The organism is Ancylothrix sp. D3o, from assembly GCF_025370775.1.
GTDB lineage: Bacteria > Cyanobacteriota > Cyanobacteriia > Cyanobacteriales > Oscillatoriaceae > Ancylothrix.
Window position 1 is genome coordinate 175,731 of record NZ_JAMXEX010000006.1, and the last position, 16,167, is coordinate 191,897.

Annotated in this window: 10 protein-coding genes and 1 other RNA gene; 9 read left to right on the forward strand and 2 right to left on the reverse strand. The window is 43.7% G+C overall.

Annotated features, from left to right (window positions below; genetic code table 11):
- Nucleotides 1–74 precede the first annotated feature (74 nt).
- The 7 genes from NG798_RS13690 (at nucleotide 75) to NG798_RS13720 (ending at nucleotide 9,368) form a co-directional block, all read left to right on the forward strand.
- The gene (locus tag NG798_RS13690) at nucleotides 75–2,003 is read left to right on the forward strand and encodes a serine/threonine-protein kinase (RefSeq protein ID WP_261223700.1); all 1,929 of its coding nucleotides are present in this window, start codon (nucleotides 75–77) and stop codon (nucleotides 2,001–2,003) included.
- A 75-nt stretch (nucleotides 2,004–2,078) separates the two neighbouring features.
- The gene (locus NG798_RS13695; RefSeq protein WP_261223702.1) at nucleotides 2,079–3,260 is read left to right on the forward strand and encodes a serine/threonine-protein kinase; all 1,182 of its coding nucleotides are present in this window, start codon (nucleotides 2,079–2,081) and stop codon (nucleotides 3,258–3,260) included.
- Nucleotides 3,261–3,314: 54 nt separating this feature from the next.
- Complete coding sequence (locus NG798_RS13700) at nucleotides 3,315–5,285, forward strand: serine/threonine-protein kinase (RefSeq protein ID WP_261223714.1); 1,971 nt, start codon at nucleotides 3,315–3,317, stop codon at nucleotides 5,283–5,285.
- A gap of 162 nt (nucleotides 5,286–5,447) precedes the next feature.
- Nucleotides 5,448–6,296, forward strand: coding sequence for a metallophosphoesterase (locus NG798_RS13705; protein WP_261223717.1), 849 nt, complete (start codon nucleotides 5,448–5,450; stop codon nucleotides 6,294–6,296).
- Nucleotides 6,283–7,023: a trans-aconitate 2-methyltransferase gene (locus NG798_RS13710; protein ID WP_261223720.1), complete on the forward strand. Its 741-nt coding sequence runs from the start codon at nucleotides 6,283–6,285 to the stop codon at nucleotides 7,021–7,023. Before NG798_RS13705 ends, NG798_RS13710 begins: the two co-directional genes overlap by 14 nt.
- Nucleotides 7,020–8,306, forward strand: a complete 1,287-nt coding sequence (locus tag NG798_RS13715; protein ID WP_261223722.1) for a serpin family protein — start codon at nucleotides 7,020–7,022, stop codon at nucleotides 8,304–8,306. The genes NG798_RS13710 and NG798_RS13715 overlap by 4 nt, the downstream gene beginning before the upstream one ends.
- A gap of 327 nt (nucleotides 8,307–8,633) precedes the next feature.
- Nucleotides 8,634–9,368 carry a 2-phosphosulfolactate phosphatase family protein gene (locus tag NG798_RS13720; protein ID WP_261223724.1) on the forward strand — a complete coding sequence of 245 codons (735 nt, stop codon included), beginning with the start codon at nucleotides 8,634–8,636 and terminating at the stop codon, nucleotides 9,366–9,368.
- A 154-nt stretch (nucleotides 9,369–9,522) separates the two neighbouring features.
- Here NG798_RS13720 and NG798_RS13725 read toward each other — a convergent pair whose 3' ends face one another.
- A complete protein-coding gene (locus tag NG798_RS13725; protein WP_261223726.1) occupies nucleotides 9,523–10,791 on the reverse strand; it encodes a lipid-A-disaccharide synthase-related protein in 1,269 nt (422 codons plus the stop codon).
- A gap of 320 nt (nucleotides 10,792–11,111) precedes the next feature.
- Here NG798_RS13725 and NG798_RS13730 point away from each other — a divergent pair, with 320 nt between their 5' ends.
- Entirely contained in the window at nucleotides 11,112–12,989 is a 1,878-nt protein-coding gene (locus NG798_RS13730) for a BamA/TamA family outer membrane protein (RefSeq protein ID WP_261223728.1), read from the forward strand.
- Between the two features lie 206 nt (nucleotides 12,990–13,195).
- Nucleotides 13,196–13,586, forward strand: a transfer-messenger RNA (tmRNA) gene (gene ssrA, locus NG798_RS13735).
- A 211-nt stretch (nucleotides 13,587–13,797) separates the two neighbouring features.
- Here ssrA and NG798_RS13740 read toward each other — a convergent pair.
- A complete protein-coding gene (locus NG798_RS13740; RefSeq protein ID WP_261223736.1) occupies nucleotides 13,798–15,894 on the reverse strand; it encodes a CBS domain-containing protein in 2,097 nt (698 codons plus the stop codon).
- Nucleotides 15,895–16,167: the final 273 nt, after the last annotated feature.

Consider the following 16,167-nt stretch of genomic DNA (forward strand, 5'->3'; position numbering starts at 1 on the left):
TCAAAGACACTTTCAAACACACTCTCAGAATCCACTTTAAGACAATTGGTGTGTATTTTCTGCCACCTGCCATTATGACTTTTTGCCTTAATCCTTCCTGTCCGCATCCTAAAAACCGCGAAAATTCGCTCCGCTGTGTCAGTTGCGGGTCAAAACTGTTGCTGAGAGAACGCTACCGGGCGATTCAACCCATCGGAGAAGGTGGGTTTGGTATAACTTATCTGGCAGTAGATGAGGATCGTTTGTCTACTCGTTGTGTGATTAAACAATTTGTGCCAAAAATTGAAGGCACAGACTCGCGGGCGCAAGCTTCGCTGCAAAAGGCAATTCAATTATTTAATCAAGAGGCGTTGCGGTTATGTGAGTTGGGAGAACACCGACAAATCCCGACTTTATTAGCGTTTTTTGAGCAAAATCGCCGCTTATATTTAGTACAAGAATATATAGATGGTAATACTTTGTGGGATGAACTGCACGAAGGTGCTTTTAACGAACCGCAGATCCGCCAGGTTTTGATGTCGATGTTGCAGGTGTTGAAGTTTATTCACGAGCATCGGGTGATTCACCGCGATATTACACCGACTAATATTTTACGGCGAGCGCGAGACGGTCAGTTGATGTTGATTGATTTTGGGGTGGCGAAGTTGTTGAGCCGGTCTGAAATGGAACGCACCGGCACACGCATCGGTACTCAAGGTTATGCACCTTTAGAACAAATGCGAAGCGGTAAGGCTTATCCGGCAAGTGATATTTATAGTTTAGGGGTCACTTGTTTGCATCTTTTAACGCGGGTTAAACCTGATAATCTTTTTGATCCGCTTAAAGGTTGGGTGTGGCGGGATGTATTGGCAAAACAAGGCCGGTCTGTGACGGAACGTTTGGGTCAAGTTTTGGATAAAATGGTGCAAGAAATGGTACGCGACCGCTACCAGACGGCGGCTGAAGTGTTGGCAGATTTAAGCGAGGGGGTGGTAAGTTCACCACCGAATTCAGCCTCTAAAGGTGTTCCGCAAAAAAATCTCATTGAAACAGGGGAAAGAGTGTCTTATCTTCCGCCTGTTTCTGTTTCTGCGTCTAAACCCGTGAGTCGGGGTTGGCGTTGCATTCACACTCTCAAAAATCATTCTTCTTGGGTGACTTCGCTGGCTATTGGTTCTAATAATTTAATGGTTGCGAGTGGCAGTTTAGATGATACTATTAAACTTTGGAATATTAATACAGGGGAGTTATTTACTACTTTATTTGGGCATTTAAACGCTGTAAATTCTGTGGCGTTTACTCCTGATGGAACATTACTGGCAAGTTGTAGCGATGATGGCACTATTAAGTTATGGAATCCATCTAAAGGTGTTTTAGTGGCAACGCTGAAGGGCCATTTACGAGATATTAATTCCGTAGCAATTAGCGCCGATGGTAAGCTTTTGGCAAGTGGAAGTGAAGATAGAACCGTTAAGCTTTGGGATTTAACAAAAGGCTTTACCGGCAACGATTTTAAGCCGATGCGTATTTTTTCTGGCCGGTCGGGTATGATCAAATGTGTTACTTTTTCCCCCAAGGCAGAAAGAGTAGCCAGCGGTGGTTTAGATAATAATATTTATATATGGAATGTAGCAAACGGAGATTTACTGAGTACCCTTTCGGGACATTTCAATTCTATTAACACTCTTGCGATTAGTCCTGATGGTAACATTCTGGCCAGTGGGAGTAAAGATCAAACAATTAAAATTTGGGATATTAGCAAAAATAATCCCATGCTTTTACGCAGTTTAACTGGTCATACCAATATGGTAAATTCGGTGGTTTTTAGCCCGCAAGGCAATACTTTAATTAGTGGGAGTAGCGATAATACGATTAAACTGTGGCAAGTCTCAACCGGCAAGCTAATTGGTTCACTGGTGGGGCATTTAGGAGGTGTTAATGTGGTAGTTTTGGCGCCGGATGGCAAAACAATCCTTAGCGGAAGTTCCGATAAAACGATTAAAATTTGGAGGTGGTTTGCCTAATTTGTCAATGGTCAATGGTCAAGGGTCAATGGTGATCGTACAAAAAACAAAACGACAAAGGACAAAGGACAAATTATGAGTTATTGTTTGAATCCAAATTGTGTAAATCCTCAAAACACAGACGCAACGATGTTTTGTGTAAGTTGCGGGTCTAAATTATTATTAAAAGAACGGTATCGCGCCCTTCGCATTCTGGGAGAAGGCGGGTTTGGGAGGACGTTTTTGGGAGTAGATGAAGACCGGCTAAACTCTCCCTGTGCAATTAAGCAATTTTTGCCGCATTTTTCCGAAATTTCAGCCTTACAAAAAGCTACCGAATTGTTTAGCCGAGAGGCAAAACGCTTATTTGAACTTGGCGAACATCCGCAAATTCCTGATTTATTTGCCTATTTTGAACAAGATAAAAGATTGTATTTAGTTCAAGAGTTTATCGATGGTCAAAATTTGTTACAAGAGTTGCAAAAACAAGGGGCATTTACAGAAGAAAAAGTGCGAAATGTTTTAAATGGATTGCTGCCGATTTTCCAGTTTATCCATGAGAGAAACGTCGTTCACCGCGATATTAAACCAGAGAATATTTTACGGCGAATTATTCCCCAAAACTCTGTACAAAACCTCTCTTATACTCCCGCCTTATCAAAGGGAATTGGGGGCGATTTGGTATTAGTAGATTTTGGGGTGGCGTCGCAGGGAGTAGGAACAGATTTAGGAAGCAGTGGAACGCGGGCGGGTACTCAAGGTTTTGCGCCTATTGAACAATTAAGAGGCGGTTTAGCTTATCCGGCGAGTGATATTTATAGTTTAGGCGTGACTTGTATTACTGTATTGACTGCAAAAATGCCCGATGATTTATATGATCCTGTTGAGGGAAATTGGATTTGGCGCGAGGTTTTAGCCAAACAAGGTAAAGTAGTGAGTCCGATTTTAGGGCAAATTTTAGATAAAATGTTGCAAGATGCAGCCAAAGATCGCTATCAATCGGCGGCGGAAGTTTTGCAAGTATTAAATGCTGGCGAAAATAATAAACCTACGGTGGTAATGGCATCGGTAAACCAAACTCCACCGGCACCCCCACCACCCCCACCAGTCAAACTTATTGATCCTATTTTAGCCGCAGAATTTGAATCAATAAAAACGCAATTTTCTCAAGTTAACCCTCCCGCCAAACCAACGCCACCGCAACCAAAACCAGCAACTAACTATGATCCGAGTGCTGATTTAGATTCGTTAAAAACCGAGTTTGGCAAAGGTGATTAGAAAGAGGAGGGGAATTTTTAGGGGTTTTGTCAGCAGAACTTAGAAACTACATTTATGATTAGTTATTGTTTAAATCCAGAATGCAGCAACCCTCAAAACCCCGATAATACGCAGTTTTGCAAAACCTGTGGTTCCAATCTTTTCCTAAAAAATCGCTACCGGGCTATTTCTCCCATTGGGGAGGGAGGGTTTGGCAGAACGTTTATTGCAGAAGATAATGAAAGATTAAATGCAAGTTGCGTAATTAAGCAATTTTTGCCGCTTTCCCAAGTCCAGCAAAATGTTAATTTATTGCAGAAAGCAACAGAAATGTTTACGCAAGAAGCGCGACAGTTGTTGCAGTTGGGAAACCACCCGCAAATTCCTACGTTATTTGCAGATTTGGAACAAGAAGGCCGGTTATATTTAGTTCAAGAATTTATCAATGGACAAAATTTGTTAGAAGAATTGGAACAACGCGGTGCCTTTAGTGGGGAAGAAATAGAAGAATTATTGTTAGATTTATTGCCGGTTTTGAAGTATATTCACTCTGCCGGTGTGATTCACCGCGATATTAAACCAGAAAATATTATTCGTCGTCGAGTTTCCGCCCAGATCACCCCTAAGTCTTCTTTAACAGGGGAGAACCAGTCGAGTCCCCATAGCCTTTTTTTAGAAGCAGAAAACAGTCTTTCTCCCCCCCTCTTTCCGCCGGGGTTGGGGGAGGATCTCAGCGCCGGTAAATTTGTCTTAATTGATTTTGGCGTAGCAAAAAACTTAACCGGCAGTGTGTTAGTAAAAACCGGCACCAAAATAGGCACAGAAGGTTATGCGCCTATCGAACAATTACGCGGTGGAAAAGCGTATCCTGCCAGCGATCTTTATAGCTTAGGGGTAACTTGCATTCACCTGTTAACAAACACCCAACCTGATGAACTTTATAACCCTATCAATGGCAAATGGTTGTGGCGGGAAGCTTTAATGAAAATCGGGAATTTTGTTAGCGAACGTTTGGGCAAAGTAATTGATAAGTTATTGCCTGATATTGTTAGCGAAAGATATCAATCAGCCGAGGCAGTTTTGGCAGATTTAGCTTGGATGCCGATTAATTCTGCGATTACAAAAATCCAAGTACCTGGGAATGGAAAACAGAAAACATGGCGGTGTATTCATACGTTGGCCGGTCATACAAATTATGTCATAGGAGTTGCCATCAGCCCAGATAATAAAACTCTTGCCAGTTGCAGTTATGACAAAAGTATCAAAGTTTGGCATTTAAACACCGGCAACATAGTCGGCACACTTTTAGCACATACCGGCTGGATAAGCTGCGTTGCCATAAGTCCCGATGGCAAAACCTTAGTCAGTGGCAGTTTAGACAACACCTTGCGACTTTGGGAACTCGGAACCGGCACCCTAAAAACCACCTTAACTGGCCACACCGGCTATGTTATTTCTGTTGCAATTAGTCCAGACGGACAAATATTAGCCAGTGGCAGTTTTGATAATATTATTAAACTCTGGAATTTAAACACCGGCATCCAAATGGGAACCCTTACCGGCCACACCGGCTATATAGAATCCCTCGCCATTAGTCCCGATGGAAAAATATTAGCCAGTGGGGGAGGATTTGACGATAATATCATCAAATTATGGGATTTAAAAACCGGCAACTTAATTCATAGCTTCAACGGCCATAAAGCCGCTGTGCGTTCCTTGGCTTTTACTCCAGACAGTCAAAAATTAGCCAGTGGAAGTGAAGATAAAACCATTAAACTTTGGGACTTGAATAAACAGACAGAAATTTACTCTTTAAATCACCCGACTGGCTGGGTTCAAGCCATCGCCATAAGCCCAAATGGAGAAATTTTGGCAAGCGGAAGTAGGGATACAAGCGTGAAACTTTGGAATTTAGAAAACGGCCAATTATTGCATACCTTAAAATGGCATTCCGGGCCGGTGACTTCCCTCGCCTTTAGTCCAGATGGAACAAAATTAGCAAGCGGGAGTTGGGATTATAGCGTCAAAATTTGGCAAGCAGAATAGGAGGATGTAAAATTTTTTAGGGATAATAATGAACTAGATTTTTTTCTTTTATAAAGTGTAGAGACAGTTTCTAAAAAGCAGCTTTCTTAAATAAACCGGGTGTCTCTGGAGTCCGTAGAAAAACACTATAAGATCCTTAAAAACTCACAACACCTTCCCCCTATGAAACCCCTAAGAACCGGCCCCTTAAAACTAGAAAAACTAACCATTGAAATTGTCAACCTACCGGCGCGCCTACAAAACACAAAAATCGTCCATTTAACCGACTTTCATTATGATGGAAAACGCTTATCAGACAGCCTTTTACAAAAAGCAATTGATACCACCAACCAAGCAGAACCAGACTTAATATTGCTCACCGGCGACTATGTTACAAGAGAACCCGATCCAATTCACAAACTGGCATTTCATCTCAAACAATTAGAAAGTAAAAAAGGTATATATGCAGTATTAGGCAACCACGACCGGAAATTTCCTCACTCTATCTCCGAAATTACCCAAGGCTTAACCAACGTAGGAATTAACGTACTTTGGAACCAAATTGCCTACCCCTTGGGCCCAGATTTAATCTTAGTAGGACTAGCAGATTTTTGGTCAGGAGAATTTAACCCCAAACCCTTAATGCAAACCTTAGATCCCTTTCTTCCACGAATTGTTTTATCCCACAACCCAGATAGTGCAAAACCCCTGCAACAATGGCGAGTAGATTTGCAACTTTCGGGTCACACACACGGCGGACAAGTTATCATACCAATTCTCGGCCCCTTACCCGCCTATATTAAACCAATTCGCCGCAAAATTCCCCCATCTCTGCGGCGTTGGATTCCTTATATGCGAGGCAATTGTTATAAAATTGTTGAGCATTGGGAATGGGCAGCCGGTTATCATCAACTAGGGGGGAACCAACTTTATGTAAATCGCGGTCTAGGAACTTATGCCCCCGGAAGGTTGTTTTGTCCCCCAGAAGTTACCCTCATTACTTTAAAGGCAAAAGAAAATGAACGAGGTTGAAATTTGGAAAACTGCCGAATTAACAAAAACCTTTTTAGAAAACATTCGGGGTGCGATTCCTTTAGCAAACGAACAAATTTATTTTCTCCTAAAAATTATTCAACAAGCCAGCCCCCAAGTAACTAATTTTCTTGATTTAGGATGCGGGGATGGAATCTTGGGCCGGTCGATTTTATCTCAGTATCCAGACTCGCAAGGAGTATTTTTAGATTTTTCTCAACCGATGCTAGAAGCCGCCAAAAACAAAATCGGAGAAAAGGCATCGCAAGCAACATTTATTCTTCAAGACTTTGGCGAAACAGCCTGGTTACAAAGCGTTCAAAAAAAAGCCCCATTTGATGTCATTGTTTCCGGGTTTGCCATTCACCATTACCCCGATGAAACCAAACAAAAAATCTATCAGCAAATTTTTGAATTACTTAAACCAGGCGGAATCTTTTTAAACCTTGAGCACGTCGCCTCAGCCACAGCTTGGGTAGAAAAAATCAGCGATGAAACGTTTATTGATTCTTTGTATGCTTTCCACCAAACCCAAGGCAATAAAAAGTCAAGAGACGAACTTGCCAAAGAATACTACCACCGGCCAGACAAAGCAGCCAATATCCTCTCCTCCGTAGAAATTCAATGTCATTGGTTACGGAATTTAGGATTTAGGGATGTAGATTGTTTTTTGAAGGTATTTGAAATCGCATTATTCGGTGGAAAACGTCCACCAGCAAACCTATGATCACTCAATTTTCTCTTAAAATAAAAGCCTCAATTGCCACCCTCACCGGCCTGCTTGCTCTTAGTTTAGTCATTATGTCTTGCACACAGCAACCAGGAACCACCTCCCCAGCCACCACCCCTACCCCTATGGCAGTTACCAATAACACCGCTGGCGAAGAAATTAACCAAAAATTGGTAGCAGCTAATACCCGTTTTGGCTTTAAACTATTTTCCCAAATTCAAAAAAAACAAGCCAGCAAAAACGTTTTTATCTCGCCTTCTTCCGTCGCAATGGCCCTAACAATGGCCTATAATGGCAGTAGCGGCGAAACCCAAAAAGCCATGACAAAAGCCTTAGAATTACAAGGCTTAACCCTAGAAGAAATAAACAAAAGTAACCTCCTCCTCAAGCAAGCCCTCACCACCGCCGATCCGCAAATCAAACTTGCCATTGCTAACTCCCTGTGGGCAAACCAACAAGTCACCCTTAACCCCGATTTTATCCAAAAAAATCAACAATACTACGATGCCGAAATCAGCAAACTAAACTTTAGCGATCCAGCCTCTGTTGGCACCATTAACAACTGGGTCAAAAAGCAAACCAACGGCAAAATCACCGAGATTGTGGATCAACTTCAACCAGACCAAATTCTCTGGCTGATCAACGCCATTTATTTTAAAGGAAATTGGTCAGAACCCTTTGCCAAAGAAGCCACCAAAAATCGCCCCTTCACCCTACTTAATGGCAGCAAAAAACAACACCCCCTGATGTCGCAATCTGACCGATATCAATACCTCGAAAACGATCAATTTCAAGCCATTAGCTTGCCCTATGGCAACGGTCAAATGAGTTTTTATGTGTTTTTGCCAAAAAGCGGAAAAAGCCTCGACTCGTTTTATAACAGCCTCAACGCCCAAACCTGGGAACAATGGATGAAACAATTTAGATCCCGGCAAGGTTCTATTAGTTTGCCCCGGTTTAAATTAGAATACGACATCAGCTTAAACGAAGCCCTCAAAGCATTAGGAATGGCACCGGCCTTTAACCGGCAACAAGCAGATTTTTCTGGAATGAGCAACGTTAAAGCCAACATTGATGAAGTCAAACATAAAACATTTGTAGAAGTCAACGAAGAAGGCACCGAAGCCGCCGCCGTCACCGGTGTAGGAATTCGTACCACCAGCGCCCCCGCACGTTCAGAACCCTTTGAAATGGTCGTTGATCGGCCCTTCTTCAGTGTCATCCGCGATAACAAAACCGGCACAATCTTATTTATGGGGTCAATTGTTGATCCTCAATAAATACCACCATTTGTAAGTATTAAAATTCTCCAACCTCTCGCCCAGCCCACCAACTATAGGACGAGGAAAAGTAAAAATTACCCCTTTTAAAGCCACCAAGAAGGCTCTAGGCAAAGGCAGTTTTCAACCTTTCCTCTTCTGGGCGACGGGTAGGCGTGGGGTTAAGGATGGCTGTGATATTCATCCGATCAATGTCCAACACCCGGCCAAGACGGGTAAAACCCCTGACTTTTTCAATGATAACGATAAGAACCATAAAGAATAACAATGGACAATGAAGGTTAGAATAAAATTTCCGCAGTAGTCAAAGCAGGTAGAAGCCAAGCTGTGAAGCTATTTGTTTACCACACCCCCGAACTAACCCCCACCGGCCTTGTCCCCGACTGCGCCATCGCAGTTGACGTTCTCAGGGCCACCTCTACAATTGCAACCGCTCTCAACGCTGGTGCCGAAGCCGTCCAAGTCTTCAGCGACATGGATAAACTGATGTTCATCAGCGAAGAATGGCCGGCAGAAAAACGCCTACGGGCAGGCGAGAGAGGCGGCGCAAAAGTAGCAGGATGCGACTTAGGTAACTCGCCCCTTGACTGCACCCCCGAACTCATGGGCGGACGCCGGTTATTTATCAGCACCACCAACGGCACGAGAGCACTACAGCGCGTCCAAGACGCCGCCATAGTTTTAGCCGGTGCCTTCATCAACCGCCAAGCCGTCGTTAACTATATCGTCGCCAAACAACCCCAAAATATTTGGATCGTTGGTTCGGGATGGGAAGGTAGTTTCTCTATGGAAGACACCGCCTGCGCCGGCGCCATTACCGATGGTCTATTAACCGCCACCGGCCTCTCTATTGGCGAACTGGCCGGCAATGACGAAATGATTGCCGCCTACACCCTATTTAAACATTGGGAAAAAGACCTCTTACAACTCATGCACCACGCCAGTCACGGACAGCGTTTATTGCGTCTTGACTGTCACGAAGATTTAAAATATTGCATCGAAATGGATACTTTAAATGTGGTGCCGGTGCAACGAGAACCCGGAGTTTTAGTCAAACATTAGTTAGGGGCAGGTTCCTAGACCTCTTAGCCCCTCACTTTTAACATTGATAAACCCGGCCCCAAAGCCACCGGCCTTAACGTACCCAAAATAACCGGTGGGCTTTGCCTACTTGGTAGTTGAGTTTCGGCAAGACTTCCGCGAACTCCTATCAAAACTACGTTAACGATTTTTGTATTAAACATTCAGCAATACGCCGCGCAGCACCGGCCTCCCCCATCCGCTGCCGGCCATTTTTATTAATTAAAACAAGCCGATCAGGATCTCGCAACAACTTACCAACCGCCTCCCCTATTTCCTGCGGATTTTCTAACAAAATTACCGACGGCCCCAGCAAACGACTTTGCGCCTCCGCAAACGCGGCTGTAAATTGCGGCCCTACCCCCGCAAACGTAAACACCGGCTTGCCTAAACCAACCAATTGTTCTGTCGCAGTTCCTGCCATTGCCACCCCCATATCTGCTTTTTGCAAACACTCCCCAAAAGCTTTTTGCGACAAAACCACCCTGGCATTTTTCCAACAAAACTCTATTGCCAATTCATCACTTTTTAACACTCCCACCTTTTCATTTTCTTGCCAACCGGCCCCCCTCAACTCCTCACTTAAAACATCCACATTCAAACTTGTTGCCACCGGCACCAAAAACACCAGATTTTTTTCCGCAAATTTGTCACACAAACCCGCCACAGAAATCAATATTTTCTGCCAATTTCGATAGGCTTCTGGTTCCCGCGATCCAGGCAACAAAACCACCACCAAAGGCCGCGTCAGTTCGGCAAATTCCACATCTACATCATAAAAAACAGCCGATTTTTCTACCTCCAAATCATCCATCATCGGATTACCCAAATCATAAGCAGGAATGGCAAACTTTTCTAATTGTTTTGCCGTCAAAGAATCTCTGGGGAACACCCCCTTACAGCGAGGCGACTTCATTAACCAGCGTTCCCAAGGCAAATAAACCGACCCCCACCACGCCTCGAATTTTTCAAACCAAGTCTTACGCGGCAGGGGGCCAGACTCATCCTGCAAATAATACTCAGACTTGGCCGTTCCCACAAACATATAATTTGCACCACTCAACCAAGCAAACAACAACGGCACGATATCCCCCACAGCTAATATTATCCCCCCTTCTTTCCCCCATGCCTGAATTGTTTTAAACTGCCTGAAAGTTAATTGTAATAACCCCCCCTGCACATCTTGCCATAACTGCCGGCCATCCATATAAATAAAGCCGCCAGAAGGCATTTGTTTCACCGGCCCGATCACTTCCACCTCATCTAATTGCCGGTAAGCATAACCCTCTCCCACCAGCGGCAAAACCGCCAATTGAGGAGAAGAAGACAACCCCTGCAACTGCCGCAAAATTCGGACGGCAATAGCATCCTCTCCATGACCATTACTTAAACAAAGCAGTTTCAACCTTTTTCCTCCTTTGGTAATTAGTAAGTCTCCGGTTAAAGAGCGACTACATGAATAAAACCCCCTTCGGGGTTGGGAAATTTTAACAAAAATCCTAACCATCCTAACCCCACATAACAATGGTGCTTCGCCACGCTCCGCTAACGGCAACCCTATTAACCCCGAAGGGGTTTTATTCGTTTAGGCACCGATTTTAATCGGTGACTGTAATTGTAAGGAACATTGTTAGATTTCTTGCTGTCAATCTTTCAAAGAAAAAGCAATCTTCCTAAACTGATTAATTTTACCAGGTCTTAGCCAATCGAGATCAGGATTTTATCATGCGTAAAAAAGCCGTCTTACTTTACACCTTGGCAGCCGTTTCAGCCTTTAATTATACACAAGTTAGCGCTGCTGCCGAAATTTCCCCAAATGCCCCTACAGTTATTCCCGTAATGCCAGCAACCGCAGTGCCGGTAACGGATGATTTAGCTGTAACGGCCACCAAAGTACAAATTTTGGGAGCGAACCAAGAATTACAGCAAATTATCACGAATTTAATTAAAACGCGGGCCGGTGGTGATACGTCGCAAACTCAATTACAAAAAGATGTAGAAGCCATTTTATCCACCGGCCTTTTTGCCAATGCTACAGTTATTTCTCAACCCAATTCGGCGGGTTTAGATGTGGTTTATCAAGTCCAGCCAGTTTTGCTGAAATCGCTTGATCTGAATAATGCCAAAGTTTTAACTTTGCCTGTGGTGAATGAGATTTTTAAAGACCAAATTGGATTACCCGTAAGTCCAGCGGCGTTAAAAATTGCTGGGGATAAAATTAATGAATGGTACAAGCAAAATAACTATGATCTTGCTCAGGTAGTATTTTTGCAGCCCAGCCGCGACGGAAAATTAATCGTAGAAGTGGCAGAAGGGGTAGTAGGAGATATCAACATTAAATTTATAGACCGCGATGGAAAATTAACTGCTGAAAATGGCGAGCCGGTGCAAGGCAGAACCCGCCAAGATTTTATTAAAGGCGAGTTAAAAATGGCTTCTGGCGATATTTTTAGCCGCGATAAAGCCCAAGAAGATTTAATGCGTCTTTACAAAACCGGCCTTTTTGAAAATGCAACAATTTCTCTGGATGGCGATGCCAGAAAAGTTAATATTACCTATAACTTAACCGAAGCACCGGCCCGCGCAATTAATGGCGGTTTGGGGTATAATGCCTCAACAGGAGTGGTGGGTACAATTAGCTATCAAGATAATAATTTGGGTGGGGCAAATCAAAAGCTAGGGTTGAATGTTCAAGGCAATACACGGGATTTACAATTTGATGCCAAGTTTGGCGATCCTTACCGCGAAAGTAATCCGAATCGGTGGGGATATAGCGTGAATGCGTTTCGCAATCGAGTAGTGTCTTTAACGTTTGATGATGAGGTGAAATTAGCGAACGGAGATCGAGCCAGAGAAGGGCAATTTGGCGGTGGTGTAACGCTTTCGAGGCCGGTGGGAGACTGGCAAGCTTCGGTGGGGGTAAATTATCAGCGGACAAGTATTCGAGATGCAGATGGGGAACTGACACCGACCGATTCCTTGGGGAATTCTTTAAGTTTAAGTGGCACCGGCATTGATGATTTAACAACAGTGTCGGCTTCTTTAACTAGAGACCGCCGAGATAATCCTATAAATCCCACATCTGGATCGCTGGTAAGTGTGGGGACAAAACAATCGGTGCCGGTGGGTCAGGGTAATATTTTGATGAACCAACTTGAGGGCAGTTACACTCAGTATGTGCCGGTGGGCTTTGTGCAGAATAATGGTAAAAGCGATGTGTTTGCCTTTAATGTGCAAGGGGGGACAACCATAGGAGATTTGCCGCCCTATGAGGCTTATAATTTGGGTGGCCCGAACTCGGTGCGCGGATATCGGAATGGAGAGTTAGGAACCGCACGCAGTTATGTGGTAGCCTCCGCAGAGTATCGCGTACCAATTTGGCAGCCGGTGACGGGCGTTTTGTTTGCGGATTTTGGCTCGGATTTAGGGTCACAGGAAACGGTGCCAGGAGAGCCTGGGGTAGTGCGCGATAAGCCTGGGATTGGGTTTGGTTATGGGGCCGGTGTGCGGTTAAATACACCCATAGGCGTGATTCGCGCTGATTATGGCATTAATGACCAAGGCGAAGGCCGGTTACAGTTTGGTGTGGGTCAAAGGTTTTAGGCCGGTGAACTGTCCCAGTGGCGCAGGCATCCTGCCTGCGATTATTGCGCCAAAAGCATCTGGGACAGATGCGCCACTGGTGATTACCGGCCCCCTGACAAATAATGACGGCTGACCGCCCCAACAATTTCGGTTTTTACTACCAAATTTTTTTTCAAACTTGTCTACACAGGGTAATCTTTGATTATAATAGGAGAAGAACACAAGGGGCATTAAAGGTTTCGACAGGTGAGCGAAAGCTGTCTTGTGATTCAGGCCGAGAGTGAGTCTTCTCTCGAAAATACCGGGCTCAAAAAAAAGTAAATGCGAACAATGTAGTTCCTTTCGCTCGTAAGGCCGCCACCGTTGCTGCCTAATAGCCCCTAAAAAAGGTCCGAGCGTCTATAGTGTGACTCCGTTAAGGACTATAGACAAACCCCCAACGGATGCTCTAGTAAGGTTTCTCTGGTTGCTTACTAGCTAAGATTTAACCACTGCATCCCATCATTCGGGATAAGGAATGGTTCCCGCCTTGAGGATTAGAAAGGCTAAGCCTGTGAATGAACGGGAGGTCAATACCTCATTTGGACGCGAGTTCGATTCTCGCATGCTCCATATTCTGAAACTCTATATTAAACTTACCCCCCTAAGCCATGCGTTTAGGGGGGTTATTATTTTTCTAGCCAAGGGAAACTAGCAAGTTGAGTTTATAGCGTTTGGCGGTAGGGCAAAAAACCGGCATCTTAAAGGTACTAAGTTTTTAGAAACGGTTGATGTACTTCAGACAACTGAAAACCGCTACAGTTATTTTCGTCCAAACCTTTCTTTTTTATAAAAATTTAGTTTTATGTTTTTGTTGTTTGATAGGAATTTCGATAATAAACTCTGTTCCTTCACCGGCTTTAGAGTTACAATGTAATCTCCCCCCGTGTTTTTCTACCACAATTTGATAGCTAATCGATAAACCCAAACCGGTGCCTTTTCCCACCGGCTTTGTTGTGAAAAATGGCTCAAATAAATGTTGCTGAACATGAGTAGGCATTCCCATTCCATTATCAGAAATTCGCACAGCCACCCAGTTTTCTTGAGTGAGTTCAGTTTGAATCATAATAAGTTTTTCTGGGCCATTTTCCTTATCTTTCAAATTTAAGTCTAAAGCATCAATGGCATTGCTAAGAATGTTCATAAACACTTGATTAAGAGTGCCGGCATAACATTCCACGGGCGGTAATACTCCATAATTTTTGATGATTTTAATGGGCGAAGTTTTGCCTTTACCCTTCACCCGATGATCTAAAATCAGCAAAGTGCTATCAATTCCTTCGTGAAGATCAACTTTTTTCTTTTCTGCCTCATCCAGACGGGAAAAATTGCGTAAAGAAACAACTATTTGCCTAATTCTTTCTGCGCCTATTTGCATAGAATTCAGCAACTTAGGTAAATCCACCACCAAAAAATTCAAATCAATATCCTCAGACTGCTGGTGAATTTCAGGCGTAGCATCTGGATAAGTTTTCTGATAAGTTTCTAGCAGCGTCAGCAAATCTTCGATATATTGACCGGCATAAGATAAATTGCCATAAATAAAATTAACGGGATTATTAATTTCGTGAGCAATTCCAGCCACCAACTGCCCCAAAGACGACATTTTTTCAGCTTGAATCAATTGGGATTGAGTTTGCTGCAACTCGTGCAAAGCTTGAGTAAGCTGTTGCGCTTGTTTACGCAATTGACCCTCCGACTGTCTCAAAGCCATTTCTACTCGCGTGCGTTCAGCAATATCCTGAACTAACATATCATTTGCCGCCTTTAATTCCGCCGTGCGTTCTTCAACTTGTTTTTGTAAATCATCATGGGCTTGTTGTAGGGCATATTCGGCTCGCCGGCGTTCTATAATTTCCTTTTGTAATTGTTCATTAGCAGTTTTTAACTCTTTTGTTCGTTCATCCACAGCTTGCTGCAAAACTTCAATAATTCCATACATTTCATTGGGATCTAAAGCTTGCAATAAACTGGTTTGCGAAACAATACCTAACAAATGGCAATCGGCATTTGTTACCACCATTCTACGAACGTGCCGGTGCTGCATTTCTTGATGGGCATACCACAAAGAATCGGTTAATTTTAAACAAAATAAAGGATAACTCATCACATCTTCAGCTTTCATCCCTCCTAAGTCTAAATCAAGGGCTTGGAATTGAACGATATCGCGTTCTGTAACAATCCCCACCGGCTTAAGAATTTCTTTTTTATGAGAGGTAGTAGCTTCCCAAATCACGTCCGTAATCACCACACAACTAACTCGGTGTTCCGCCATTAATTTCGCCAAATCTAACACCGATTTTTCTCTGGTAGCGTGAATAACTGAATGGCTCATCACGTCTTTAACCGACCGTAAATGTGTTAAAATATTAGCCGGTTGTAAAGCTTTGCGTACCGTTTCCGGTGTCACAACTCCTAATAGTTTCCCTTGATTATCAACCACCGGCAAATGACGAATCCGGTGCTGACGAAAAAGTGAAAGGGCAGTGAAAATTCCATGAGCATCAGATTGTCGCACCGTAATCAGGGTTCTTGTCATTACATCCCCGACGGTAATGCTTTTTAAATCAATATCTGCCGCTGTGAGGCGGACAATATCCCGTTCCGTAAAAATCCCTCGGATCTCCGCAGCAGAAGTTTCATCTAACTGACAGCACATCGCTACAGATGGGCCTTCCCTGACTAATACACAACTGGCCCGAATTTCCGCTGCAATCGGTTCCTCTACCCCAGAATTAGCATCAGGGAGAGGACAGGCACTTCTTACCTGGCTCATCAGTGTCAAAACATCAGAAACCGGCGTTTGCGCCGCCACAATTAGCGGATGCCGGTCAATTGCATACTCAAGAGCCGAAGAATAAAATGGGGTGTTGTTTAAAGACATGACGAGTCAAAACTTAAAAATATATTAAAAATTTGGCGGTACAAAATCAAGAGAGAAACCGAGCGGGGACTCTGACACTTTTGTAATATAGGTAATCTCCTCATAGGAGGCGAAAAGACAATTTAAGCATTTCTTTAGATGTGTTGGAGCAAAGAGTAGTTTGATGCCGGTGCGCTCAATAATGTCTTAATAAACATATTTTGTCATTACGGCTGGGCACTGCGCCGACATTTCGCGTCGTGTAAGTCTTGCTGATGATAAGGTTGCTATCTG